This window comes from Devosia oryziradicis (genome assembly GCF_016698645.1).
Classification (GTDB): Bacteria; Pseudomonadota; Alphaproteobacteria; order Rhizobiales; family Devosiaceae; genus Devosia; species Devosia oryziradicis.
The window spans coordinates 1,493,786-1,516,210 of sequence record NZ_CP068047.1; the positions used below are offsets into that span (position 1 = coordinate 1,493,786).

Annotated in this window: 26 protein-coding genes; 12 read left to right on the forward strand and 14 right to left on the reverse strand. The window is 64.1% G+C overall.

What is annotated here, in order from left to right; translation table 11 throughout:
• Nucleotides 1–3 precede the first annotated feature (3 nt).
• Entirely contained in the window at nucleotides 4–1,128 is a 1,125-nt protein-coding gene (locus tag JI749_RS07480) for a 5-methyltetrahydropteroyltriglutamate--homocysteine S-methyltransferase (protein WP_201661698.1), read from the forward strand.
• A 36-nt stretch (nucleotides 1,129–1,164) separates the two neighbouring features.
• On the opposite strand, the gene JI749_RS07485 is transcribed toward JI749_RS07480, so the two are convergent.
• A complete protein-coding gene (locus JI749_RS07485; RefSeq protein ID WP_201661701.1) occupies nucleotides 1,165–2,058 on the reverse strand; it encodes a metallophosphoesterase family protein in 894 nt (297 codons plus the stop codon).
• Nucleotides 2,059–2,168: 110 nt separating this feature from the next.
• Between JI749_RS07485 and JI749_RS07490 the strand changes: the two genes are divergently transcribed.
• Nucleotides 2,169–2,645 carry an NUDIX domain-containing protein gene (locus JI749_RS07490; RefSeq protein ID WP_233280892.1) on the forward strand — a complete coding sequence of 159 codons (477 nt, stop codon included), beginning with the start codon at nucleotides 2,169–2,171 and terminating at the stop codon, nucleotides 2,643–2,645.
• Nucleotides 2,646–2,796: 151 nt separating this feature from the next.
• On the opposite strand, the gene JI749_RS07495 is transcribed toward JI749_RS07490, so the two are convergent.
• The gene (locus tag JI749_RS07495) at nucleotides 2,797–3,756 is read right to left on the reverse strand and encodes a glutathione S-transferase family protein (RefSeq protein WP_201661703.1); all 960 of its coding nucleotides are present in this window, start codon (nucleotides 3,754–3,756) and stop codon (nucleotides 2,797–2,799) included.
• A gap of 348 nt (nucleotides 3,757–4,104) precedes the next feature.
• On the opposite strand from JI749_RS07495, the gene JI749_RS07500 reads away from it, so the two are divergent.
• The 3 genes from JI749_RS07500 (at nucleotide 4,105) to JI749_RS07510 (ending at nucleotide 6,664) form a co-directional block, all read left to right on the forward strand.
• Nucleotides 4,105–4,665, forward strand: coding sequence for a GNAT family N-acetyltransferase (locus tag JI749_RS07500; RefSeq protein ID WP_201661705.1), 561 nt, complete (start codon nucleotides 4,105–4,107; stop codon nucleotides 4,663–4,665).
• 200 nt (nucleotides 4,666–4,865) lie between these two features.
• Nucleotides 4,866–5,492 carry a CoA pyrophosphatase gene (locus JI749_RS07505; RefSeq protein WP_201661707.1) on the forward strand — a complete coding sequence of 209 codons (627 nt, stop codon included), beginning with the start codon at nucleotides 4,866–4,868 and terminating at the stop codon, nucleotides 5,490–5,492.
• Nucleotides 5,489–6,664: a CCA tRNA nucleotidyltransferase gene (locus JI749_RS07510; RefSeq protein WP_201661708.1), complete on the forward strand. Its 1,176-nt coding sequence runs from the start codon at nucleotides 5,489–5,491 to the stop codon at nucleotides 6,662–6,664. Before JI749_RS07505 ends, JI749_RS07510 begins: the two co-directional genes overlap by 4 nt.
• Here the strand turns inward: JI749_RS07510 and JI749_RS07515 are convergent.
• From JI749_RS07515 to JI749_RS07530, 4 genes are all read right to left on the reverse strand, one after another.
• The gene (locus JI749_RS07515; protein ID WP_201661709.1) at nucleotides 6,661–6,858 is read right to left on the reverse strand and encodes a DUF1059 domain-containing protein; all 198 of its coding nucleotides are present in this window, start codon (nucleotides 6,856–6,858) and stop codon (nucleotides 6,661–6,663) included. The genes JI749_RS07510 and JI749_RS07515 overlap by 4 nt on opposite strands.
• A 75-nt stretch (nucleotides 6,859–6,933) precedes the next feature.
• Nucleotides 6,934–8,109, reverse strand: a complete 1,176-nt coding sequence (locus JI749_RS07520) for an AAA family ATPase (protein WP_201661710.1) — start codon at nucleotides 8,107–8,109, stop codon at nucleotides 6,934–6,936.
• A 1-nt stretch (nucleotide 8,110) separates the two neighbouring features.
• On the reverse strand, nucleotides 8,111–8,983 hold the full coding sequence (hemF, locus tag JI749_RS07525; RefSeq protein ID WP_201661711.1) for an oxygen-dependent coproporphyrinogen oxidase: 873 nt from the start codon (nucleotides 8,981–8,983) through the stop codon (nucleotides 8,111–8,113).
• A 34-nt stretch (nucleotides 8,984–9,017) separates the two neighbouring features.
• The gene (locus JI749_RS07530) at nucleotides 9,018–9,488 is read right to left on the reverse strand and encodes a tRNA (cytidine(34)-2'-O)-methyltransferase (RefSeq protein ID WP_201661713.1); all 471 of its coding nucleotides are present in this window, start codon (nucleotides 9,486–9,488) and stop codon (nucleotides 9,018–9,020) included.
• A 234-nt stretch (nucleotides 9,489–9,722) separates the two neighbouring features.
• Between JI749_RS07530 and petA the strand changes: the two genes are divergently transcribed.
• The 5 genes from petA (at nucleotide 9,723) to JI749_RS07555 (ending at nucleotide 13,295) form a co-directional block, all read left to right on the forward strand.
• The gene (gene petA, locus JI749_RS07535; protein WP_233280893.1) at nucleotides 9,723–10,247 is read left to right on the forward strand and encodes a ubiquinol-cytochrome c reductase iron-sulfur subunit; all 525 of its coding nucleotides are present in this window, start codon (nucleotides 9,723–9,725) and stop codon (nucleotides 10,245–10,247) included.
• Nucleotides 10,248–10,261: 14 nt separating this feature from the next.
• Nucleotides 10,262–11,509, forward strand: a complete 1,248-nt coding sequence (locus tag JI749_RS07540) for a cytochrome b (RefSeq protein ID WP_201661715.1) — start codon at nucleotides 10,262–10,264, stop codon at nucleotides 11,507–11,509.
• A gap of 17 nt (nucleotides 11,510–11,526) precedes the next feature.
• Entirely contained in the window at nucleotides 11,527–12,372 is an 846-nt protein-coding gene (locus JI749_RS07545) for a cytochrome c1 (RefSeq protein ID WP_201661718.1), read from the forward strand.
• A 156-nt stretch (nucleotides 12,373–12,528) separates the two neighbouring features.
• A complete protein-coding gene (locus tag JI749_RS07550; protein WP_201661722.1) occupies nucleotides 12,529–12,723 on the forward strand; it encodes a hypothetical protein in 195 nt (64 codons plus the stop codon).
• A gap of 38 nt (nucleotides 12,724–12,761) precedes the next feature.
• Nucleotides 12,762–13,295: an adenine phosphoribosyltransferase gene (locus JI749_RS07555; RefSeq protein WP_201661724.1), complete on the forward strand. Its 534-nt coding sequence runs from the start codon at nucleotides 12,762–12,764 to the stop codon at nucleotides 13,293–13,295.
• A gap of 175 nt (nucleotides 13,296–13,470) precedes the next feature.
• Here the strand turns inward: JI749_RS07555 and JI749_RS07560 are convergent, their stop codons facing one another.
• The 3 genes from JI749_RS07560 to JI749_RS07570 form a co-directional block, all read right to left on the reverse strand.
• Nucleotides 13,471–13,872, reverse strand: coding sequence for a GFA family protein (locus JI749_RS07560; RefSeq protein ID WP_201661726.1), 402 nt, complete (start codon nucleotides 13,870–13,872; stop codon nucleotides 13,471–13,473).
• Nucleotides 13,873–13,941: 69 nt separating this feature from the next.
• The gene (locus JI749_RS07565; RefSeq protein WP_201661728.1) at nucleotides 13,942–14,334 is read right to left on the reverse strand and encodes a VOC family protein; all 393 of its coding nucleotides are present in this window, start codon (nucleotides 14,332–14,334) and stop codon (nucleotides 13,942–13,944) included.
• Nucleotides 14,335–14,434: 100 nt separating this feature from the next.
• A complete protein-coding gene (locus JI749_RS07570) occupies nucleotides 14,435–15,655 on the reverse strand; it encodes an MFS transporter (RefSeq protein ID WP_201661730.1) in 1,221 nt (406 codons plus the stop codon).
• Nucleotides 15,656–15,785: 130 nt separating this feature from the next.
• Here JI749_RS07570 and JI749_RS07575 point away from each other — a divergent pair, with 130 nt between their 5' ends.
• Nucleotides 15,786–16,403, forward strand: coding sequence for a TetR/AcrR family transcriptional regulator (locus JI749_RS07575; protein ID WP_201661732.1), 618 nt, complete (start codon nucleotides 15,786–15,788; stop codon nucleotides 16,401–16,403).
• Between the two features lie 547 nt (nucleotides 16,404–16,950).
• Here the strand turns inward: JI749_RS07575 and JI749_RS07580 are convergent.
• The 5 genes from JI749_RS07580 to JI749_RS07600 form a co-directional block, all read right to left on the reverse strand.
• Nucleotides 16,951–17,970, reverse strand: a complete 1,020-nt coding sequence (locus JI749_RS07580; protein WP_201661734.1) for a TerC family protein — start codon at nucleotides 17,968–17,970, stop codon at nucleotides 16,951–16,953.
• A 297-nt stretch (nucleotides 17,971–18,267) separates the two neighbouring features.
• Nucleotides 18,268–18,612, reverse strand: coding sequence for a DUF2147 domain-containing protein (locus tag JI749_RS07585; protein ID WP_201661736.1), 345 nt, complete (start codon nucleotides 18,610–18,612; stop codon nucleotides 18,268–18,270).
• A 32-nt stretch (nucleotides 18,613–18,644) separates the two neighbouring features.
• Nucleotides 18,645–19,202: a MaoC family dehydratase gene (locus JI749_RS07590; RefSeq protein ID WP_201661738.1), complete on the reverse strand. Its 558-nt coding sequence runs from the start codon at nucleotides 19,200–19,202 to the stop codon at nucleotides 18,645–18,647.
• A complete protein-coding gene (locus JI749_RS07595; protein ID WP_201661741.1) occupies nucleotides 19,199–19,678 on the reverse strand; it encodes a MaoC family dehydratase in 480 nt (159 codons plus the stop codon). Before JI749_RS07595 ends, JI749_RS07590 begins: the two co-directional genes overlap by 4 nt.
• A 230-nt stretch (nucleotides 19,679–19,908) precedes the next feature.
• A complete protein-coding gene (locus tag JI749_RS07600; RefSeq protein WP_201661745.1) occupies nucleotides 19,909–20,781 on the reverse strand; it encodes an AraC family transcriptional regulator in 873 nt (290 codons plus the stop codon).
• Between the two features lie 136 nt (nucleotides 20,782–20,917).
• Between JI749_RS07600 and melA the strand changes: the two genes are divergently transcribed.
• On the forward strand, nucleotides 20,918–22,378 hold the full coding sequence (gene melA, locus JI749_RS07605) for an alpha-glucosidase/alpha-galactosidase (RefSeq protein WP_201661748.1): 1,461 nt from the start codon (nucleotides 20,918–20,920) through the stop codon (nucleotides 22,376–22,378).
• Nucleotides 22,379–22,425: the final 47 nt, after the last annotated feature.

Sequence of the window (22,425 nt, forward strand, 5' to 3'; positions counted from 1 at the left end):
GCCATGCCATCCAAGCCCCCCTATCGCGCCGACATCGTCGGCAGTTTCCTGCGGCCCGCCGCCCTCAAGGCGGCGCGCAAGGCACGTTTCGAGGACAAGTCGCTTTCGGCCGAGGAACTCAAGGCGGTTGAGGATGCGGCCATCATCGACGTTATCCGCATGCAGGAGGCGGCCGGCCTCAAGGCGGTTACCGACGGCGAGTTTCGCCGGGCGTGGTGGCATTTCGATTTCATGGGGATGCTGGATGGCCTCGAAATCGTGCGGCGCGACAGCGGCGCCATCCAGTTCCATGGGGTCAAGACCAAGGCGGATGTTCCCATCATCACCGGCCGGCTCGACTTCCCGGACAATCATCCGATGCTCGAGCACTTCAAGTTCGTGCAGCAGCACACCACGGTCACGCCGAAGATCTCGATCCCGGGGCCGAGCGCCATCCATTTCCGCGTGGCCGAGGACGATATCGACGTCAACGAATACAAGCATGACGCCGAGGCTTATTTCGAAGCCATCACCCGTACCTACAAGAAGGCAGTCGGTGCCTTCTATGCCGCGGGTTGCCGCTACCTGCAGATCGACGACATCTTCTTTGCCTATCTCTGCGATCCCAAGATACGCGCCGAGCGAAAGGCAAGGGGCGAAGACCCCGATTGGCTGATCGGCCGCTATGCCAGGATGATGCATGACGCCATCGTGGATCGGCCGGACGACATGCTTATCGGCATGCATATGTGCCGTGGCAATTTCAAATCCACCTGGGTGGCCGAGGGTGCCTACGATCCGGCGGCCGATGCCGTGTTCAACCAGACGGGCGTCGACATCTACTTCATGGAATACGACACGGATCGGGCGGGCGGGCTGGAGCCACTGCGGCTCCTGCCCAAGGGCAAAAAGCGCGTCCTGCCCGGCTTCATCACCACCAAGACGGCGGCGCTCGAGAACCTCGACGACCTCAAGCGCAAGTTCGAGCTGGCCAGCAAATACGCCGATATCGATCAGCTCGGCATCGCGCCCCAATGTGGTTTTGCTTCCACCGAGGAGGGCAATTCCATCACCGAGGACGACCAGAAGCGAAAGCTTGAGCTGGTTGTCCGTACAGCCGAGGCGATCTGGGGTGGCGTGGACGCCTGACCACCATCCTGTGCGAGCCGGTCACCGGCTCGCGCCTCAGCAGATGCGCATCTGCAGGCGCATCACGATCTCATTGCCCAGGCGCTGAAAGCCGAATTCGCGCATGGTGCAGCTCCAGCCGCCATCGCCGTTGCGGTCGATGCGGAACAGGTTGTAGCGCGCCGGGTCGTCCAGCGTGCCGCCCTGGGCAGCGCTGGCGGCGGCGACGCCCACCACCGGCACTTCCTTGCCCTTGCCGGGGATGGAATGGATCGAGGAGCGATGCGTGTGGCCGTGCAGGACCAGCTCGGCACCGTTTTCGGCAATAACCTGGCGAAACAGCTTGTGCCCCTTCAGACCGAAGGAGGGGTGCTGCAATTCCGGATTGGGCGGATGATGGATCAGAACGACGCGAAACAGGTCGGCGTCGCCCATGAGCCTGAGCATGCGGCCCAGCCGGTCGGCCTGTTTCTCGTCGAACCGGCCCACTGCAAGGAAGGGGCGCGTCGGAACCGCGCTGGAACACGAGATGATGGCCAGTTCGCCCACCCGCCGCAGGAAGGGGAATGCTGCGTCGTCCAGGGTCTCGCCCTGCATGTATTCGCCCCAGCAGGTCTGCGCTGATTCCAGCGCGCCCGAGACATAGGCGTCGTGGTTGCCGGGGCAGGTGGCGACTTTATCGGCAGCGCCGAGCGCGCGCAGCCATTCGCCGGCCCGGTCGATTTCGGGGGGCAGCGCCAGGTTCACCAGGTCACCGGTCACTGCCGTAAAATCGGCATTCTGCGACTGCATGTGGGCAACCAGGTTCGACAGGGTTTCGCTGTTGAGCTCGCCGTGGCGCTTGAGCTTCCAGTTGAGATAACCGGTGATGCGCTTGCCGAGCAGGTCACGCCAGCCGATGTCGGGCATGGGCGACAGGTGGATATCGGAGATATGGGCAAGGATTGTCATTGTCCGCCTAATGCCAGATGCGGGCGGGCAAGAAAACGGTCAATCGGGCGCAGGGTCAATTTTGTCGTCATCAAGTCTCTGCTACCGGTAACGTCGCAAGGAGTGTTTCGATGCAGATGAATAGCAGGCAGCGGCTGACCGCCAAGGTGTTCCTGACCCTCAAGGGCCTGTGGCATCGCATGACCTTGGGCGCCCGCGTCATGGTGGTCGACGGCGACAAGGTGCTGCTGATCCGGCACACCTATGTGCCAGGCTGGCAGTTTCCCGGCGGCGGCGTCAGCCCGGGCGAGACGCTCGAACATGCCGGGGCGCGCGAGACGCTGGAAGAAACCGGATATCGCGTCGTGGGGCCGATGCACCTGTTCGGCATCTATCACAATTCGAGCCCGGTCACCGACCGCGACCATGTCGCCTTCTATGTGGCGACCAAGTTTGAACGGGCCTTCGAGCGCAAGCCCGATCACGAGATCGCCGAAGTGGGCTGGTTCGACCGCCGCGCTCTGCCGGAAAAGGTGACACCGGCAACCAGCCAGCGGATCGATGAATATTTCGACGATGTGCCCAGGCGGGATGTGTGGGGGTACTAGCAAGAATACTCCCTTACCTCGCCCCTCCGGGGAGAGGTCGGCGCGCAGCACCGGGTGAGGGGGGCGTCTCCGCGAACTCCTCACCCAGTAAAGGCCCCTCACCCGACCCTTCGGGTCGACCTCTCCCCAGAGGGGCGAGGTGAGAGGTGCCCTACCTCAAAAACCCCAGCTCCGGCCCAACCGGCACGATCCGCGTCGGGTTGATGGTGATGTGGCTCCAGTAATAGTGCGTCTTGATGTGGTCGAGATCGACCGTTTCCTTGACGCCGGGCACCTCGTAGAGCGCCTTGAGGTAGTGCGAGATGTTCTTGTAGTCGGCGATGCGTCGCAGGTTGCACTTGAAGTGGCCGAAATAGACCGCGTCGAAACGCACCAGCGTCGTGAGCAGGCGCCAGTCGGCCTCGGTGATGGTGTCGCCGGTGAGATAGGCCGTCTCGCCCAGCAGGCCCTCGACCCAGTCCAGGGCAGCGAACAGCTTGCCGAAGGCGCCCTCATAAGCCTCCTGCGTGGTGGCGAAGCCCGCCTTGTAGACACCGTTGTTGATGTCGTCATAGACCCGCGCATTGACCTCATCGATCCGGGTGCGCAGGTGCTCGGGGTAGAAATCCTCGGTGTTGCCGGTCAGCTCGTCGAAGGCCGAGTTGAACATGCGGATGATTTCCGAGCTTTCGTTGGAGACGATGGTGCCGCTCTGCTTGTCCCACAACACGGGCACGGTGACGCGGCCGGTATAGTCGGGGACGGCCTGCGTATAGACCTGCCAGAGAGTATCCTTGCCGAACAGCGCATCACCGGTGGACCCGGTGGCCTTGTCGAAGCTCCAGCCGGTTTCGTCCGGCATGCGGGGCGAGACGACCGAGACCGAGATCAGGTCTTCGAGTTCCTTGAGCTTGCGGAAGATCAGCGTGCGATGGGCCCAGGGGCAGGCCAGCGACACATAAAGGTGGTAGCGGCCGGCCTCGGCCTTGAAACCGCCCTCGCCCGAAGGCCCTGGACTGCCGTCGCGGGTAACCCAGTTGCGGAAGCCGGCCTGGCTGCGCTTGAATTCGCCACCGGTCTTTTTGGTGTCGTACCACTGGGTGGACCATTTTCCGTCGATCAATTGTCCCACGATCGAACCCTTTCCGTCATGTTGCCGACTCGTTGTGGGGATCAAGTCCCCACCGCCGATTGCGTTGCCTGACACATAGAGTGGGCCGGCGGGCGCGATAAGGCACCAATGGCGCAACGAAGCGTTGTGCATTTTGAACACAGAAGGCCTGCGCATCTTGTATTTTGCCAGGCGATCCATGATTTTCGTTTTACGCGAGGCCCCCATGGTGCTAATGCGAATTTCAGGCGTGGAGGCGCCCAGGATGGTGAAGGTTTTGCTGGTGACACGACGACCGTAAGCGGTCTTTCGAAGCGGTGCCTTGTGGCGCCGGGTTTGTCCTACGCATCCCCATTCTGGATCATTGTCATGGCCCTTTCGTCTGCGCCCTCGGCCGCACCTGCAGCTGTCTCCGCCGCCGCTCCCGTCCGCGTTCCCACCGTCCGCCCGGCAACACCCGCCGATGATGCCTTCATCGACGAGCTTCAGGCGATCGCCTTTGGTCCGGGCCGCTTTGCCAAGACGGCCTATCGCATTCGCGAGCGCTTCAAGATCGATCCCAGCCTGAGCCTGGTCGCCGAAGTCGACGGCACGGCCTGCGGTTCGGTGTGGATGACCCCGATTTCCATCGGCGGCATCAATGGCTGGATGCTCGGCCCGCTCGCTACGCACCCCAATTTCCGCAAGCTGGGCGCCGGCAAGCTCCTGGCGCGCGAAGTGACCAGGCGGGCCCTGGCGCGCGGCGACGGCCAGTTCGTCATGCTGGTGGGCGATCGCGACTACTATTGCCCGCTGGGCTGGGAACCGACCACGCTGGGCAATATCGAATTCCCCGGACCGGTCGACCCGACCCGTGTGCTTCTGTTCGCCGAGGACAAGAGCATGGCCACCACCATTTCCGGCCCGATCGCCGCCTGGCAGCAGGGGTAAGGCACCCTTCACCTCTCCCTTTGGGGGAGAGGTCGGCGCGCAGCGCCGGGTGAGGGGGCCTTCTTCGCTGGGTGCGTGGGGAAGGCCCCCTCACCCGACCGAAGACGGTCGACCTCTCCCCCAAAGGGAGAGGTAAGGGATGCCCATCGTCCCGAACTGCACTATCCTCCCGCTCCCGAAACCCACCCCTCGGTGCACCTGTGTCGTCCGACGACATCATCATCGACCGTCTGGCCGCCCGCCTGCTGAACGCGCCACCACCCTTGCCGGCGCCGGATGCGCTTGTGCCCGACTGGATGCCCGAGACCCCGTTCAACCGGCCCCCAACACCGGCGGCAGTGCTGATCGCCCTGGTACGACGGCCCGAGGGCCATACCGTGCTCTATACCGAGCGATCGCCCGATTTGCGGGCCCATTCCGGCCAGGTGGCCTTTCCGGGCGGCAAGGTCGACGCCGATGATGCCGACGTGGCGGCGGCCGCGCTGCGCGAAGCCTTCGAGGAGGTGGGGATGGAGCGTACGGACGCGACGGTCATCGGCTACATGCCGACCTATTTCACCGGCACCAACTATCTGATTACCCCCGTGGTCGCGACGGTCGAGCCCAGTGGTCCCTTCGTGCCCAATCCGGGCGAGGTCCATTCGGTCTTCGAGGTGCCGCTCCGGCGCATCCTTGCGCATGAAACCTATGGCCAGTTCCGTATCAAGCGGAACGGCGAGGAACATCGCACCTGGCAGATCGACCACGATGGCCACCGCATCTGGGGCATCACCGCCAACCTGACCCGCCGGTTCCGCGACCTGGCGATGAGCGAGGCCGTCTCGTGAGCGACGATCCGATCCTCGAGGCCGACTGGCTCAAAAATCCAGAGACGCAGGCGATTCTGGCGGCGCTCGATGGCGCGGAACGGCGCACCCGGATCGTGGGTGGGGTCATTCGCGATACGATCATGGACGTGAAGCGGGCCAGCGCCGATATCGACATGGCGACCGAGTTGCTGCCCGACGAAGTGATGGCCCGCGCCAAGGCAGCGGGAATGGCGAGTTATCCCACCGGCATCGAGCATGGCACGGTGACGCTTAAACTGGGCGAGACCATTGCCGAGGTCACGACGCTACGGCGGGATGTGGAAACCGATGGCCGCCACGCCGTCGTGGCCTTCGGTACCGACTGGGTTGAGGATGCCAGCCGCCGGGATTTCACCCTCAACGCGCTCTATTGCGATGCCGATGGCACCCTGTTCGATCCGCTCGACGGGGTCGGCGATGCTCTATCGGGTGTGGTGCGCTTCATCGGCGACGCCAGTCAACGGATCGCCGAGGACGGGCTGCGGGTTTATCGATTCTTCCGCTTTTCCGCGAGCCACGGCGGCCAGCAGTTTGACGTTGGAGGGCTCGCCGCCTGCGCCGATGCGGCGGGGCGGCTGGAGCATCTGTCACGCGAGCGCGTCGGCGCCGAAATGACGCGCATGCTGGCGCTGCCCAAGGTTGCCGGGACGTTGACTGAAATGGCCGATATCGGCCTCTTCAAAGCCGATGATGACGCCTTGGCGGCCCTGGGTGCCTACGAGGCCATTGGTGGCCAGTCGGTTGCCGCACGGCTGGCGCTATTGGCAGACGGGCGGTTCGAGCAGGTGCAGGACGAGTGGCGCCTCGGCAACGCTTTGGTCAAGGAAGCAACGGGCATCGCAGCGGCGGCGGAAATCCTGGCCGACGAACGCATCGGCGAGGCGGCGTATCGCCATGGCGAACTGGCCATCGAGGGCCTGGCCGTCGCCGCGTCTCGCGGCGGCTGGAGCCGGGCGCGGCTGGCCGAGGTGGCGCGTATGCTGGCGGCCACGGTGGTTCCCGACTTTCCGATCAGCGGACACGACCTTGCCGGCCTCGGCTTGATACCGGGACCGGCCCTTGGTCAGGAATTGGCCCGTCTTGAGCGGGCCTGGCTCGAGAGCGGCTTTGCTCTCAGGAAAGCCGAGCTACTGGCGCTCGTGGGGCGCTAGTGCTTGGTCTTCTGCCCATCGTCGGTATCGACGATGCGCTCCTTGATGCGCTCGATCATGTCGGGCCGCACCTCGGTTTCGCCGTGATAGGTCCGAAGATTTTCGACCGCACGGCGAACCACTTCAGCTTCGCTTTCCGCTTCGGCATGCCAGGTGGCGCCAGGGATCAGCGAGCCTGATTCAAATCGTTTCATGTCGTTGCCCTTTCATCGGTGTGCCAGGGCACAACGCCCGCGGCGCGGAGGGGTTCCCGGATCGTGGCGCCGACCTCAGTCGTCCACGAACTCGCCCAAATTCCCAAGTCCCTCCAGCCAGGTGCCATCGTCCGTCCGCACCACCTCGCGCGGCAGCACGCCGCTTTCGGCCGCGATCGCGTCGGCCAGATCGCGGGCATGGGTAACTACCCAGACCTGGCTGCGCTCGGCGGCCTTGACGATCAGCCGGGCCAGCATGGGCAGCAGGTTGGGGTGGAGGCTGTTTTCCGGTTCATTGAGGGCAATGAACGGCGGCAAACGGTAGGACAGCAGGGCACCGGCCAGCGCAAGGAATTGCAGCGTACCGTCGGACAGTTCATGCGGCTGGAACACCCGCTTGGGCATTTCGGGATAGCGCATGCCGAAGCTGGCATATTCGCCGACCTCGGGAATGACCAGCTCGGCGCCGGGAAAGGCGTCCTCGACCGCGCGATCAAGGTCGATGCGGTCGCCGCGGATATGGTGCAGCGTGGCCAGCACAGCGGCCAGGTTGCTGCCATCGGCGGCCAGGGATGGCGCGGTGACCGCCCTCGATGGCCGGCGCAGCGGCGATTCCACGTCGGTGCGAAAACCGTGGAAGAACCGCCACGCGACCAGCGAATCCCGCACCAGGGCGATTTCCGAGCGGCCCGACAGCGCCGAGAGCGCGGTGTCGCTGGCAAGCAGGTCGTCATGGGCCTGTTCGCGGCGTCCCGCGGCGTCGCGGGCCCAGGCCATGGCGTTCCTGCGGTCCATCAGGTTCACCGCCTTGCCGCGCTGGTGCCAGTCGAGGCTTTCCGTGGTGATCTGGGCTTCGCCGGGAAAGGCGGCGACCGCTTCCTTGGGCGGGAAGCTCACCTCGAGCCGATAGGTCGGGTCGAAGCTGCCGTCGCCCAGGTCGGCGAAACTGGCCTCCAGCTTGAGCTTGTTGGCTTCGCCTTTGCGATAGCCATCGGTGCGATACATCGGGTCGAAGCTGCCATCGGGCGACAGGTTCTTGCCGCCGGCCCAGAAGATCGAGCCGAGGCCGCCTTCGCGGGCAATCTCGTCCGCCAGCGTGCCGCGAGCGGCAGCCTGCAGCAGTTCGAGCGAGCGATAAAGGTTGGTCTTGCCCACGCCATTGCCGCCGACCAGCACCGTCAATTGCCGCACCGGAAACCGGATCTTGCGGATCGAGCGATAGCCGGTGATGTCGACGGCGGTGAGGGTCATGTCACGGCCAGCGTACCTCGGGCGGCATGGATGACAAGATCGAGTTCACATTGCCGCCGGTCTTGAGCCCGAAGGTGGTGCCCCGGTCATAGAGCAGGTTGAACTCGACATAGCGGCCGCGGCGCACCAGCTGCTCGTGCCGGTCGGCCTCGATCCAGGCCGTTTCGAAATTGCGCCGCACCAATTCGGGATAGATGCCCAGGAACGCCTCGCCGACCGCCTTGGTGAAGGCGAAGTCGGCATCCCAGTCGCCCGAATTGTGGTGGTCGTAGAAGATGCCGCCGATGCCGCGCGGCTCGTTGCGATGGGGCAGAAAGAAATACTCGTCGCACCACGCCTTGTAGCGGTCGTAGTCGACGCCCGGACGGTTCTGACAGGCGGCGCGCATGGCGGCGTGGAAATCCACGGTATCGGGATCATCCTGCGTCCGCCGGCGATCCAGCACCGGCGTCAGGTCGGCGCCGCCGCCGAACCAGTGCTTACCGGTGACGATCATGCGCGTGTTCATGTGCACCGCCGGCACATGCGGATTCCACGGATGCACGATCAGCGAAATGCCCGAGCTCCAGAACTTGGCGCCTTCCTCGGTGCCGGGCATCTGCTTGGCGAAATCGGCCGAGAATTCGCCATGCACCGTCGAGATATGCACGCCGGCCTTCTCGAAGACCCGGCCATGCAGCATGCCCATTTCACCGCCGCCTCCGGCCGCGCGGTCCCATGGACTGATCTCGAACTTGCCCGGGGGCATATCGGCATTGGGGCCCGCTACATCGGCTTCGATCTGTTCGAAGGCGGCGAATATCCGGTCCCGCAGGGTGCGGAACCAAGCCTGCGCCGTGGCCTGCTTGCTGGTGATGTCGTCTGGAAGTGTCATTATGTCCAAGATCGTTTGTGTGTGAAATGAACCGTCACGCCAGCCCTGTAAACCCGTCGGTCTGCCTTTTTGCTTCGCCCAGGATAAGCGTTGCCGCCAGCGCCACATTGATCGAGCGCAAACCTGGTCGCATCGGAATGCGGATACGCAGGTCACAAGCCTCAGCCACCGTGTCGGGCACGCCGGCGCTTTCGCGTCCAACCATCAGGATGTCATCGGCGCCATAATCCACGGCGTAGGCCGACGTCTCGGCCTTTGTGGTCAGCAGCACGAGGCGCCGCCCCTGTTCGTGCCGCCACGCATCGAAGGCGCTCCAGCTGACGTGTTCCTGCACGGCGGCGTGGTCGACATAGTCGAGCCCGGCGCGGGCCAGTGCCTTTGCCGAAAACGGGAAGCCGGTAGGGTGGATGAGGTGGATCGTGGTGCCCAGGCAAGCGCCCAGCCGGATCAGCGTACCGGTATTGTTGGCAATGTCGGGCTGGTAGAGGGCGAGATCGACCGGCATGGCGGTTTCCTTCGATTTTGAGGCGGCTCGAGCGGCCCATCTGCGGGCCGGGTCGGGTATAGTGTCGCAGTTCTTGGGTGTCATCCTTGGGCGCACTGGACAAGCGCCTGTGACAGTGCAAAAAGAACCCCGACTGACGGGCCGCTTGAGGGCGGACGGCTGCTGATTCCGCGTATGCGCGAAATGGTTTGCCGCGCCGGCCGCGTCTGAAGTGATTGTACGGGGATACGGACCTTGGCCACGCAAGCTCATCATTCAACGACACGGCGGGATTTCATCTTTGTCGCAACCGGCGCCGTGGCGGGCGTTGGCGCCGCTGCCACGGTCTGGCCGCTGATCAACCAGATGAACCCCGATGCCTCGACCCTGGCGCTGGCCAGCATCGAATTCGACATTTCCGCCATCCCCGAAGGCCAGTCCGTCACCATCATGTGGCGCGGTCTGCCGGTGTTCGTGCGTCACCGCACCCAGGCCGAGATCGACGAGGCCAAGGCGGTTCCGCTGAGCGAGCTCAAGGACCCCGAGACCGACGAGCAGCGCACCAAGGAAGGCCACGAGCAGTGGCTCATCATGATCGCCAACTGCACCCATCTTGGTTGCGTGCCGGTGGGCGATTCCGGTGATTTCGACGGCTGGTTCTGCCCCTGCCATGGCTCGCACTACGACAGCGCCGGCCGTATCCGCAAAGGCCCCGCACCGAAAAACCTGGTGCTGCCGCCTTATGAATTCCTCAGCGATACGCTGGTCCAGATCGGTTAGTGGGGGCTTTTCCGATGTCCGAACATTCGACTTACACGCCCGGCACCGGCATCGAGAAGTGGCTCGATGAACGCCTGCCGATCATCCGGTTCTCCAAAGAGCACCTGATGGATTTCCCCACGCCGAAGAACCTCAACTACTGGTGGACCTTCGGCGCGATCCTGGTGATGTGCCTGGGTATCCAGATCGTCACCGGCGTGATCCTGGCCATGCACTACACCCCCAACGTCGCCATGGCGTTCGACTCGGTCGAGCATATCCGTCGCGACGTCAATGGCGGCCGCATGATCCAGTCGTTCCACGCCGTGGGCGCCTCGATGTTTTTTGCCGCCGTCTACATCCACATCTTCCGCGGCATGTATTTCGGCTCCTACAAGGCGCCGCGCGAGATCCTGTGGATCCTGGGCGTGCTGATCTTCCTGCTGATGATGGCGACCGCCTTCATGGGCTATGTGCTGCCCTGGGGCCAGATGTCGGGCTGGGCCGCGACCGTGATCACCAACATCTTCGCGGCGATACCGGTCATCGGCAATCCGCTGCTCGAGCTGCTGCGCGGCGGGTTCTCGGTGGGCAATCCCACGCTCAACCGCTTCTTCTCGCTGCACTACCTGTTGCCGTTCGTGATCGCCGCCGTGGTGGCGCTGCATGTGTGGGCGCTGCACGTGCCCGGCAACAACAACCCCATCGGCGTCGACGTCAAGGACAGCCGCGATACCGTGCCCTTCCATCCGTACTACACGATGAAGGACGCGTTCGGCATGGTTTTGTTCCTGATCCCGTTCGTCTGGTTTGCCTTCTTCGCGCCGGACATCCTGGGTCACCCGGACAACTACATCCAGTTCAACTCGCAGGTTACGCCGGCCCATATCGTGCCCGAATGGTACTTCCTGCCGTTCTACGCGATCCTGCGCGCCATCGACTTCAACATTCTGTTCATCGACTCCAAGCTGGGCGGCGTCATCTTCTTCGGTGGCTCGATCCTGATCCTGTTCTTCCTGCCGTGGCTGGATACGTCCAAGGTTCGCTCGGGCAATTTCCGTCCGATGTTCAAGTGGTTCTACTGGCTCTTCGTGATCAACTTTATCGGCCTGACCTATCTGGGTGCGGCGCCGGCTGAAGGCATCTACGTTGTCCTGGCCAAGATCTGCACCGCCTATTACTTCATCCACTTCCTCGTCATCCTGCCAGTCCTTGGCCGCATCGAGACGCCCCGGCCCCTGCCGACTAGCATCTCCGAGAGCGTCCTGGCCAAGGCACATTGAGGGTAGGGGCAGGAACCATGTTCAACACCAAGACTATCCTTGCCGCAGTGGCCCTGGTTGCCGGCTTCGCACTTCCTGCCATGGCGCAGGAAGGGCATTCGACCCCGCCTATCGAAAAGCAGAGCTGGTCGTTCGCCGGTATCTTCGGCACCTATGACCAGAACCAGCTGCAGCGCGGCTTCCAGGTGTTCCGCGAAGTCTGCTCAAGCTGCCACAGCGCGCGGCTGATCGCTTTCCGCAACCTGGCGGAAGAGGGCGGCCCGTCCTTCTCGGAAGAGCAGGTCAAGGCGCTCGCCGCCGAGTACGAAGTCGCCGACCCCACCGCCGATGGCGGTGTGCGCAAAGGCGTACCGGCCGACCGCTGGCCGTCGCCTTTCGCTACCGAGCAGGACGCTCGTGACGCCAATGGCGGCGCGCTCCCGCCCGATTTCTCGGTGCTGGCCAAAGCGCGCGGCGTCAAGGAAGAAGGCCTCTGGTGGGTGCTGAACTACTTCACCGGCTATTCGGAAGGCGGCCCGGACTATATCCATGCGCTGCTCAACGGCTATCACGAAGAAGCCCCCGAGGGCTTCGAGCTGCCCGAGGGCAAGTATTACAACGACTACTTCCCGGGCCACGCCATCGGCATGGCGCCGCCGCTGCAGGATGGCCAGATCACCTATGAGGTCGCCGAGGGCGAGACCGAGGTACCGCTGACGCTGCAGCAGTATTCGACCGACGTTGCCGCCTTCATGATGTGGATGGGCGAGCCGCACCTGGCTGGCCGCAAGCAGACCGGCTTCGTCGTGCTGCTGTTCCTCATCGGCTTTGCCGGCCTGATGTACCTGACCAAGCGCCGCATCTGGCAGGGCATCGAGCACTAGGGCTCGGTCATCGAGACGGATATGAAGGGCCCCTGACGGGGCCCTTTGTTTGTGCGGAGGGGCACCTGGGTGGTGATCACAACCGCCTCACCCCCTTGCCATTCGCGCGTCGGACCGCAATATTCCAGCAAGCGCAAATCAGCTGAGGGAGCCGACATGTCCGCCATTCGCATTGCAGTGACTGTCGTCGGCGCCGCCATCACCATGAGCCGGCACCCCGTGGTGCGCGCCGGCATCAATGCGGTGGCGGCCAATCCCAAGGCGCGCGAAACCGCCATCAGCGTCACGCGCACCGCCGCCTATAATGCCGGCGTGATTGCGCGCCATCTCATCGGCCGCCGCCAGGGCTGACCCCTCTTTCCATTCCTCTCGTTTTTCCAAGGCTTGCCATGTCGCTCGACCTCAAGGCCCTCGTGCGCACGATTCCGGACTACCCCAAGAAGGGCATCCTGTTCCGGGACATCACCACGCTGATCGAGCATCCCGAGGGCTTCAAGGAAAGCATCGAGCGCATTGCCAGCCAGTATCGCGGACAGGGCATCACCCATGTCGCCGGCATCGAAGCCCGTGGCTTCATCTTCGGGGCGGGCGTGGCCATCGCCCTGGGTGTCGGCTTCATCCCGGTGCGCAAGAAGGGCAAGCTGCCCGGCGAAACGATCGGGCAGAACTACGCGCTCGAATATGGCGTGGACACGATCGAAATCCATGCCGATGTGCTCGACGGCAGCGACAAGGTGCTGCTGGTCGATGACCTGATCGCCACCGGCGGCACGGCGATCGCGGCCATTGGCCTCCTGCGCCGCACCGGCGCGACCGTCAACGACGCGGCTTTCGTCATCGACCTGCCGGACCTGGGCGGGGCAGCCAAGCTCAAGGCGGAGAATGTGGGCGTGACAGCGCTGATTGCGTTTGAGGGGCATTGAGCCCCCGGTCTGGCACTCTCGACCCCACCCCCTCCCAGCCTCCCCCATCAAGGGGGAGGTGCCGCGCCTTGGTTGTGGCTCGATCGCGCTCAACGAGTGGAGAGATACCTCCCCCCTTGATGGGGGAGGCTAGGAGGGGGTGGGGCCACACGCGCCGTGGTTGGGTCTGGCAGACTCACCAGCTCTTGCGCCCGTCGACCTTCTCGATAGCGAGTGCCGCCCAGTCCAGATCGTCTACCAGCCGCAGGTTGACCGCGTAGGTCCGCGTGGTGGGGAAGGAGCTGGCATCGCCGTTCTTGGGCGTGCCGTCATTGTTGTACATCGAGGCCCAGTCCGGGCTGTCGCCCCAGGTCTGCATGCCGCAGCGGCCGCAGAAATGGTGCAGGTTCATGCCGTCGCTGGCCGAGTAGGTCATCTCATCGGCCTGGGCGAGGAAGCGCATCTCGCCCGGTCCGTAATAGCCCCAGACGGCGCCGGTGCGCCCGCAATAGCTGCAGTTGCATTCCTTGACGTGGACAGGCGCGTGCGGCAGTTCGATCCTGGTGGCGCCACAATGGCACGAGGCGATGAGGGACATGGGATGGCTCCGGTTCTGGTGTGAACCATCCTACGCAACACGCTGACAGGCTCTGTCAGCAGCGGCCGATCAGGCGGCCATCGCTTCGCGGATGTCGACTAGGCAGAACTGGTTGCCTTCGGGGTCGCGCATGACGGTATAGGTGGGCAACACCCGCACGGTCTCGGCGCCCTGCTCGCGCAGCTGTTCGACCGTGCCGGCGCGGTCGCCCACCTCGATGTCGAAATGCACGCGGTTGTTGTCGTAGCGACGACCTTCGACATTCTGGAAGCAGATGGAGGGACCGGGGCCGTCGACCATCACGGTGGGGTCGGTTTCGGGTGTGAGGCCCAGTGCCGCCAGGCGCGCGATCTCGGCCTCGTCATAGGGGCGAATGGCGTAGCCATCGAGCAGGGCCACCCAGAAAGCGGCCAGTTTGCTGGGTTTGTCGCAGTCGAATACGATCTCGTGGATCTTGCCCATGGGTCGTCTCCTTGATGTCACAATCGGACGGTTAACGGCCAATTGCGGCAAGACTGGGCACTCCCCGCAGGGCGGGAATGCCCAGCCGGCGCGGGTCTGGTTATTCGGCGGCAGCAGGACGCAGCGGGGGGACCGGCGCGGCAGGCTGGCCCGATAGCGTCTTCTGGCCGAGCAGGACGGTCAGCAGCGCCAGCGTCCCCGCCGTGACCGAAACCCAGAAGCCGCGGTTGGCGCCAAAGGTGTCGACCACCCAGCCCGAGGCGAAGGAGCCCAGCGCCACCCCGATGCCGATGCCGGTCATCACCCAGGTGACGCCTTCGGTGAGCATGGCGGCCGGGACGCGGCGCTCGATGAGGCCAAAGGTCGTAATGAAGGTGGGCGAGATGGCCACCCCGCTCGCGAACACCGCCAGGGCCAGCAGCGGCACGGTGTTGACCCCCAGCAGGGGCAGGGTGGTTACCGCGATGACGCCGACCGCGATCGCCAACTGCTTCTCAAGAGCCAGCTTGAGGTTGAGCGCCCCGATGACCAGGCCCAGCACGAACGAGCCGATGGCATAGACGCCGACCACGAATGTGGCCGCCTCGGGCTGGCCCAGCGCCTCGGTGATGGCGACGGCGCTGACTTCGGCCGTGGCGAAGATCGAGCCGATGAAGATCATGGCCAGGGTCAGGATCTGGACCGACCGCAGCCGGAAGGCGGACTGCCGTGAGCGTTCCCCCGCCGGGCGGATAGCGGGCTCGGTCGCGCGCTGCACGATGAAGGCCGCCGAGCCCAGCGCCAGCAGCAGCGTGCTTGTCACCAGGCCCGCCTCCGGGAAGAGGGTGACGCTGAGGCCGACGGACAGCGATGCACCGGCAATGTAGACCAGTTCGTCCATCGCCGATTCAAAGGCGAAGGCGGTGTTGAGTTCGGGTCGGCCGCTGAACAGCTCGCTCCAGCGGGCGCGCAGCATGGCCGGAATGCTGGGCATGGCGGCCGCGAGCAGCGCAAAGGCGAACAGGGTCCAGATCGGCCAATGCTGGTTGGCCGCCAGGATCAGCGCGCCGAAGGCGACCACGGACACAAGGGTGGTGGGTGTGAGGATGCGCGCCTGGCCAAAGCGGTCGACCAGCCGGGAAATCTGTGGGGCGACCAAGGCGCTGGTCAGGGCGAAGGTGGCGGAGACAGCGCCCGCCAGCCAATATTCGCCATGCGTCTGGCTCAGCATCGCGACGATGCCTATGGGCGCCATGGCAATAGGCATGCGGGCAAAAAAGCCGGCCAGGGCGAAGCCTTTGGCGCCGGCGGGCCGGAAGATGGCAGCATAGGGATTGGACATTTGGGAAAACGCCTCGACAATAGGGGAAGCGCCACCTACATCGGTTCGCATACGTGGCGTATGCAAATGAGGTAATAACATACGCTCCGTATGTCAATTCACATACGGAGCGTATGAGAAAGTTTTCCGCATGGCTCACAAACCGCGCAAAGACATGATCGCCGAAACCCGCGCCAAGCTGATCGCAGCAGGACGCAAGGCGTTTGGCGAGGTTGGTTTTGCCGACGCATCCATGGACAGTTTCACCGCCGATGTGGGCCTCACCCGCGGCGCGCTCTATCACCACTTCGGCGACAAGAAGGGGCTGCTCGAAGCCGTCATCGTCCAGATGGATGCGGAAATGGCTGAGCGGCTGCGCATTCGCTCGGCGCAGGCGGCGACCCGCTGGGAGGGCTTCGTGCAGGAAGGGATCGGCTATATCGAAATGGCGCTCGAGCCGGAGGTGCGGCGCATCATGTTTCGTGACGCGCCCGCCGTGCTCGGCGATCCGGCCGCCTGGCCCACGGCCAATGGCTGCATCGAGGCCCTCAAGGCCAGCCTCAGTGAACTGGCCGCGGCCGGCGAGATCGCGCCCGATACCGATTTCGAGGCCATTGCCCGCCTGGTTTCGGGAGCTTCCACTGCTGCCGCACAATGGATCGCCAGCACCGATGCCCCCCAGGCCGCGGTGCAGCGGGCGTCGGATGCCTATCGCCAACTGGTCGAGGGCCTGCTGTACAATCGCCCGGCACCGCAGCGCCGGGCGTAGCTTGGTGGTCCTTGGCGGCTAGTGACGCGCCGACCTTAGCAAAGCTTCCAACGCCGGCAGGGACATCGTCGATTCCGGCTTGGCTTGGACTGGCTTTCTCGCATTGGCCTTGGGCGCCGGTATTGGGGCGCCATGGCGCGGCACGTTGTGGTTGCGGGCAACAGCTTGCGGACGCTGGAACTGGTTCTTGGGCATGAGCAAAAGCTTTCGCTGTCCCCGTCCGACGCTTTCAACGCAGCGGCGGGGCTTTGAAACAGGCGCAGCGCAAGGCGCCGCGCGGTGAAGCGTGGTTTTGGTCGGACGCCCGGAATGTCGCTAAGGGGAGGGGATGAGCCGGCTTGCCGCTAGGGCAGGCATGCACATGAACCGTGTCTCGCTCTGAACGGCATCCGTGGTTCTCCGGTCACGCGCAGGCGCGGAACGGCGAAATGACGGGCGTCCGGGGCAAGTTCTCAGTTCATTTGTGCGAGGACCTCATCTTGGAAACGAGGCGGAAGATACAAAAAGGCGCGGGCCGGCGTCAACCGCCGGCCCGCAATTTGCCGCGTCAGGGCTTGAGCTGGCCGCTTTCCGGCACGGTTTCGGCGCCGACATCGGGTTCGTTGCGCGTCTTCCACAGCGAGAAGACCACGCCGCCGGCCAGTATCGCCAGCGTAACCAGTAGGCTCAGGAGCGTATCGATCTTGATGCCCATGGGCACGAGGAAAATCTTGATGCCGACCAGCACCAGGATGATCGCCAGCGACGTCTGGAGATAACGGAAGCGGTTCATCGCGGCAGCCAGGGCGAAGTAAAGCGCGCGCAGGCCCAGGATGGCGAAGATGTTGGACGTATAGACAATGAACGTGTCCTGCGTCACCGCGAAGACCGCCGGCACCGAGTCCACGGCAAAGATCAGGTCGACCGTCTCGACCATGATCAGCGCCACCGCCAGCGGCGTCAGCCAGGTGACGAGCTTGCCGGTCTTGGGGTCGGGGCGCTTGACCGTGAAGTTGCGGCCATCGAGCTCCTTGGTCACGCGGAAGCGTTTGGTCAGCAAACTATAGACCGGGTTGTGCTCGATATCGGGTTCTTCGTCCTGGTGCTTGAACATGCGGAAGCCGGTAAAGACCAGGAAAGCGCCGAAGCCGAACAGGATCCAGCTGAACTGGTAGACCAGCGCCGCGCCAAGGCCGATCAGGATCGCGCGGAAGGCGATCACGCCCAGGATGCCCCAGAACAGCACGCGATGCTGGTAGAGCCGGGGAATGCCGAGGAAGCCGAAGATGGTGGCGATGACGAACATGTTGTCCATCGCCAGGGACTGTTCGATCAGGTAGCCGGTATAGAATTCGAGCCCGGCCTCGCTGCCGCGCTGCCACCAGACCCAGGCGCCGAAGGCCATGGCGATGGCGACATAGAAGCCATAGAGCGTAAGGCTCTCCTTGGCGCCGATCTCGTGCTCATCCTTGTGCAGGATGCCGAGGTCGAAGACCAGAAGAGCAATGACGATCGCGACGAACGCGACCCAAAAATAAACAGGGGTACCGAGAAATTCGCCCATAAGGGCGCCAAGAAGCGATTCCATCGCCGGACCTTTCTCCATGAAGTTGGAGCAGCTCCGACATCACGAGGACATAAGTCATCCTCGCCAGAGGGGCCCGGCGCCGCACAGACAAAATGCAGCATCGGCGAAAAAGTTCAAGCGGGGAGCGGCGGAATGTCGCTTGGGCGTGCTTACCACACACGTTTCCACCAACTCGATCGTCACCCTCGGGCCTGACCCGAGGGCTCTGTACTTACTGAGGGCGCAGCAAATGAAGACCCCTCGGGTCAAGCCCGAGGGTGACGATCTGTGGTTTGGGAGCCTCTGTGTCTCGCCGCCCTACCGCGGCGTACACAGCATCACGATGGCCTCGGCCGTCTCCAGCTGCATGGCGTTGCCATAGGTGGAGTCGGGTATCAGCCGGCCGGCCTGGATCGCCTTGTTGGCGCGCAGGTTGCCGTCATTGAAGCTGACGCCGTCCTGGTAACCGGTGATGGTGCCGGTGCCGGAGCTGGGATCGCCCACCACGGTCGAGGCGAAGCCATAGACTTCGCCATAGATGGTGAGGATGCCGGCCTTGGAGGTGGTGGCGTCGCGGCAGGCCCAGTTGCCCGTGAAATTCTGGGCAAAGGCAGGCGCGGCTGACAGGGCGGTAAGGGCGGCAATGAGGGCGATTCGGCGCATGGAACAGAGAGTGCCGGGGCGCCCTCCTGCTTTCAAGAGCCGCGCTTGAGCAAGGGCCCGATGAGCGGCACTTTGGTGAGCGCGAGCAACAGTCGGAGCCTGAGCGGCATGCGGTAGTCGCGCAGCTTGGAGAAGCCGACCAGGTCGGCGCGATAAACCAGTTCGCCGCGCTGGTTGACCGCAGTGAGCTTGTTGAACAGCAAGCCCCAGCCGGGAATGGAGTTCGAAGCGCGCTTGCCGGTGACCGTCAATTCATAGGTCACCGTGTCCCCCGGGCGGACCGGCACCTTGAACTCCATCGAATTGACGCCGGGCGATGGGCCCGACAGGCCGGGCTCCTGCCCGAGGCCGCGCAGCCGCTCTTCTTCGGCAAACAGCGCATCGACCATCTTGCGATGGCCCACGCTCACCGTATGCCAGCCGCTGGCAACCAGGCCGCCGAAATGGCTGTGCTTTGCCGCCTCGGCGTCGAGATGGAAGTATTGCGGGTCGTAGAGCGTGGCGAAGCGAATGATTTCCTCGGCGCCGAAGGTGTGGCTGCCCAGCGGAAACACTTCGTCGACGATGATATCCTCGAACCAGCGGGTCATGCGGCAACTCCGGGCTCGCTCGCCTCGACCAGGTTTGCCAGCCGCATGGTCAGGACCGGCTGCTTCCGCTGGTTTCGCACGTCGAAATCGAGGGTCACGATGCCCCATTGCGGGTGGCTGCCCGAGCGGCGCAGCTCGGCAATGGTCACCGTGCCGCCAATCGTGTCGCCGACCATGACCGGGTTCTTCCATTTGAGGTCGGTGAAGCCGAGCCCGCCAGCCGAGGCGACGGTGTTGAGGAAGCTGTCCACGAGCATGCGCAGGCTCAGCGCCCCGGTCTGCCAGCCGCTCGACGCGAGGCCACCCAAGAGGCTCGCCTTGGCCGCCGCTTCATCGAGGTGAAAGGGAAAGGGATCGAATTCCCGGGCAAAGGTGATGATCATCTCCTTGCTCACTGTGGTATGCCCCAGGTCGATGACTTCGCCGACGCGCAAATCCTCGAAATGGCGCCGTCCGGCTGTGACAGGATTGGTCATTCGCTTGCCCTATACGTCAACGGCGCCGTTTCTGCGCCTTTTGCCGGGGTATGGCAACCCGGATTTGGCTGTCGCCTGGAAGCACAGTGAGCGCGCCCCAGACGCGGTCGTCACCCTCGGGCTTGACCCGAGGGCTCTTCACTTACGGAGCCCACGGCAAGTATACGGCCCTCGGGTCAAGCCCGAGGGTGACGCACGGTGGGTCGACGACGAAGCCGACATCACCTTGCCTAAGTCCCCGCGGCCAACCTGCCGCGCTCGCGAAATTCCAGTGGCGCTACGCCGCGTTTACGACGGAAGGCCTTGGCCAGGTAATTTGCGTCGGCAAAGCCGGTCGCCCGGGCGATCGCCACCACGCTCATGTCGGTTGCCAGCAGCAGGCGCTCGATGCGCTCGATACGCCGCGCGAGCACGAAGTCGGACGGCGGAATGCCCGTAGTGGCGGCGAACTGGCGGACGAAGTGGCCGCGGCTCATCTCGGCGATCCCGGCCAGGCGCTCCACCTGCAGCGGTCCGCCCAGATTGGCCTCCACATGGGCCATGACCCGGGTAATGGCGGGTGGCAGGGTGCGCTCGGGAAGGGCGGCCGCGCTGAACACGCCATCATGCAGGGCAGCCATGGCCGCATAGGCGGCGGTCGAGGCTTCGCCTGGCGTGATGTCGGGCCGCTGGATGAGCGTATGGCAGGCGCCGGCCATGCGGTCGATGATCGGAGCGGGAAGGGTGACCACGGGCCCGGCAGCATCGATGATCTCGCGCGCCAGCCGCAAAGCCTCGCGGCCGTTGAGGACCATCCAGAAATATTCCCAGTGCCCGCCCCGCTCCAGCCAGTAGCGATGCGCATGAGGCAGGCTCAGCACCATGGTCTGGCCCGGCGTCAGGCGAAACTGCGTCCCAGCGAAGTCGAGCCGGCCCTCGCCGACCAGGGTGTGCTGGATGACAAGAAAAGGGGCCGTGCCGCGCTGCAGCCCATCCCAGGAATAGACCTCGTTCCGGCGTTGCTCATATCCGGCGCTGATGGCCATGCAATGGAGCGGCGCGGCGCTGCGGGGCAGCGCGAGCCGGCGAACATTGTGGCCGTGGTCGACGAGCTGGGTGAGCATAAAATTACCCTATATCGCACAACCTTTCTCTAGCACCCTCGGGCGACAAAAGGCTAGGCAATAACCAAGCGCGCTGGCAGCGAAAGCCAGGCATGGCGCAGGCATGCCGGCGGCGAGTGCCGGTTGGAGGATACCCATGTCGTTCAAAGTCACGGTTATCGGTGCAGGCTCGATCGGCTTCACCAAGACCCTTATTTCCGACCTGCTCAAGGTGCCGGAATTCGTCGGTTGCGAATTCGCGCTGACCGATATCAACCCGCACAACCTGGACATGGTGAAGCAGGTGATCGAGACCATCGTTTCGGTCAACAAGCTGCCGGCCAAGGTCACCGCGACCACTGACCGCCGCGCCGCCATCACGGGCGCGCGCTACATCATGAGCTGCGTTCGCGTCGGCGGCCTCGAGGCCTTCTCGACCGACATTTCCATTCCGCTCAAATATGGCGTCGACCAGTGCGTCGGCGACACGATCTGCGCCGGCGGCATTCTCTATGGCCAGCGCAACATCCCGGTCATCCTCGACTTCTGCAAGGATATCCGCGAGGTCGCCGAGCCTGGCGCCCTGTTCCTCAACTATGCCAACCCCATGGCGATGAACACCTGGGCGGCCGAGATGTATGGCGGCGTCAACGTGGTTGGCCTCTGCCATGGCGTGCAGCACGGTGCGCATCAGATCGCCGAAGTGCTCGGCGTGACCGATGACGAGCTCGACTATGTCTGCTCGGGCATCAACCACCAGACCTGGTATATCGACATTCGTGCCAAGGGGCGGAAGATCGAGAAGGAGGAGCTGATCGCCGGCTTCGAGGCTCACCCGGTTTATTCCAAGACCGAAAAGGTGCGCATCGACGTGCTCAAGCGCTTCGGCGTCTACTCCACCGAGAGCAATGGCCACCTTTCCGAATACCTCCCCTGGTATCGCAAGCGCCCCGACGAGATCAACCGCTGGATCGACATGAGCCACTGGATCCACGGCGAAACCGGCGGCTACCTGCGCTACTCCACCGAGCGCCGCAACTGGTTCGAGACGGACTTCCCCGTGTTCAAGGAAGAGGCCGCCAGGCCGCTGAGCGAGTACAAGCGCACCAGCGAGCATGCCAGCTACATTATCGAGGCGATGGAAACCGGTCGCGTTTATCGCGGTCACTTCAACCGCCGCAACAACGGCATCATCACCAACCTGCCCGATGATGCGATCATCGAGAGCCCCGGCTATGTCGATCGCTTCGGCATCAACATGATCGAAGGCGTCACCCTGCCGACCGCTTGCGCCGCGACCTGCTCGGTTTCGGTCTCGGTGCAGCGCCTCTCGGTCGAAGCGGCGATGACCGGCAATATCGATACGCTCAAGCTGGCCGTGCTGCACGATCCGCTGGTTGGCGCCATCTGCACGCCGGACGAGGTGTGGGCGATGGTCGACGAGATGGTGGTGGCGCAGGCCCAGTGGCTGCCCCAGTTCGCCGACGCCGTGCCGGCTGCCAGGGAGCGGATGGCCAAGTCCACCGTCAAGACCCGAGACTGGGAAGGCGCCGCCCGCAAGCGCGTCCGCCCGGTCGAGGAACTGCGCAAGCTCACCGGCGCTGCCGCTCACGCCTGATCGTTCTGTGGTCCGGGCGCCCTTCGGGGCGCCCGAATGCTTCAGGG

Excerpts from the sequence above, each read along its gene's own strand:
- JI749_RS07490 (WP_233280892.1), top strand. The coding sequence starts at position 2,169 with ATGCAGATGAATAGCAGGCAGCGGCTGACCGCCAAGGTGTTCCTGACC.
- hemF (WP_201661711.1), bottom strand. The coding sequence starts at position 8,983 with ATGACACTTCCAGACGACATCACCAGCAAGCAGGCCACGGCGCAGGCT.
- JI749_RS07575 (WP_201661732.1), top strand. The coding sequence starts at position 15,786 with ATGGCTCACAAACCGCGCAAAGACATGATCGCCGAAACCCGCGCCAAG.
- JI749_RS07530 (WP_201661713.1), bottom strand. The coding sequence starts at position 9,488 with ATGCCGGTCGATCTCGCCCTCTACCAGCCCGACATTGCCAACAATACC.
- JI749_RS07485 (WP_201661701.1), bottom strand. The coding sequence starts at position 2,058 with ATGACAATCCTTGCCCATATCTCCGATATCCACCTGTCGCCCATGCCC.
- JI749_RS07560 (WP_201661726.1), bottom strand. The coding sequence starts at position 13,872 with ATGTCCCTCATCGCCTCGTGCCATTGTGGCGCCACCAGGATCGAACTG.
- JI749_RS07555 (WP_201661724.1), top strand. The coding sequence starts at position 12,762 with ATGTCGCTCGACCTCAAGGCCCTCGTGCGCACGATTCCGGACTACCCC.
- JI749_RS07500 (WP_201661705.1), top strand. The coding sequence starts at position 4,105 with ATGGCCCTTTCGTCTGCGCCCTCGGCCGCACCTGCAGCTGTCTCCGCC.
- JI749_RS07550 (WP_201661722.1), top strand. The coding sequence starts at position 12,529 with ATGTCCGCCATTCGCATTGCAGTGACTGTCGTCGGCGCCGCCATCACC.
- JI749_RS07600 (WP_201661745.1), bottom strand. The coding sequence starts at position 20,781 with ATGCTCACCCAGCTCGTCGACCACGGCCACAATGTTCGCCGGCTCGCG.
- JI749_RS07480 (WP_201661698.1), top strand. The coding sequence starts at position 4 with ATGCCATCCAAGCCCCCCTATCGCGCCGACATCGTCGGCAGTTTCCTG.
- JI749_RS07580 (WP_201661734.1), bottom strand. The coding sequence starts at position 17,970 with ATGGAATCGCTTCTTGGCGCCCTTATGGGCGAATTTCTCGGTACCCCT.
- JI749_RS07590 (WP_201661738.1), bottom strand. The coding sequence starts at position 19,202 with ATGACCCGCTGGTTCGAGGATATCATCGTCGACGAAGTGTTTCCGCTG.
- JI749_RS07585 (WP_201661736.1), bottom strand. The coding sequence starts at position 18,612 with ATGCGCCGAATCGCCCTCATTGCCGCCCTTACCGCCCTGTCAGCCGCG.
- JI749_RS07520 (WP_201661710.1), bottom strand. The coding sequence starts at position 8,109 with ATGACCCTCACCGCCGTCGACATCACCGGCTATCGCTCGATCCGCAAG.
- JI749_RS07545 (WP_201661718.1), top strand. The coding sequence starts at position 11,527 with ATGTTCAACACCAAGACTATCCTTGCCGCAGTGGCCCTGGTTGCCGGC.
- melA (WP_201661748.1), top strand. The coding sequence starts at position 20,918 with ATGTCGTTCAAAGTCACGGTTATCGGTGCAGGCTCGATCGGCTTCACC.
- JI749_RS07570 (WP_201661730.1), bottom strand. The coding sequence starts at position 15,655 with ATGTCCAATCCCTATGCTGCCATCTTCCGGCCCGCCGGCGCCAAAGGC.
- JI749_RS07595 (WP_201661741.1), bottom strand. The coding sequence starts at position 19,678 with ATGACCAATCCTGTCACAGCCGGACGGCGCCATTTCGAGGATTTGCGC.
- JI749_RS07540 (WP_201661715.1), top strand. The coding sequence starts at position 10,262 with ATGTCCGAACATTCGACTTACACGCCCGGCACCGGCATCGAGAAGTGG.
- JI749_RS07515 (WP_201661709.1), bottom strand. The coding sequence starts at position 6,858 with ATGAAACGATTTGAATCAGGCTCGCTGATCCCTGGCGCCACCTGGCAT.
- JI749_RS07565 (WP_201661728.1), bottom strand. The coding sequence starts at position 14,334 with ATGGGCAAGATCCACGAGATCGTATTCGACTGCGACAAACCCAGCAAA.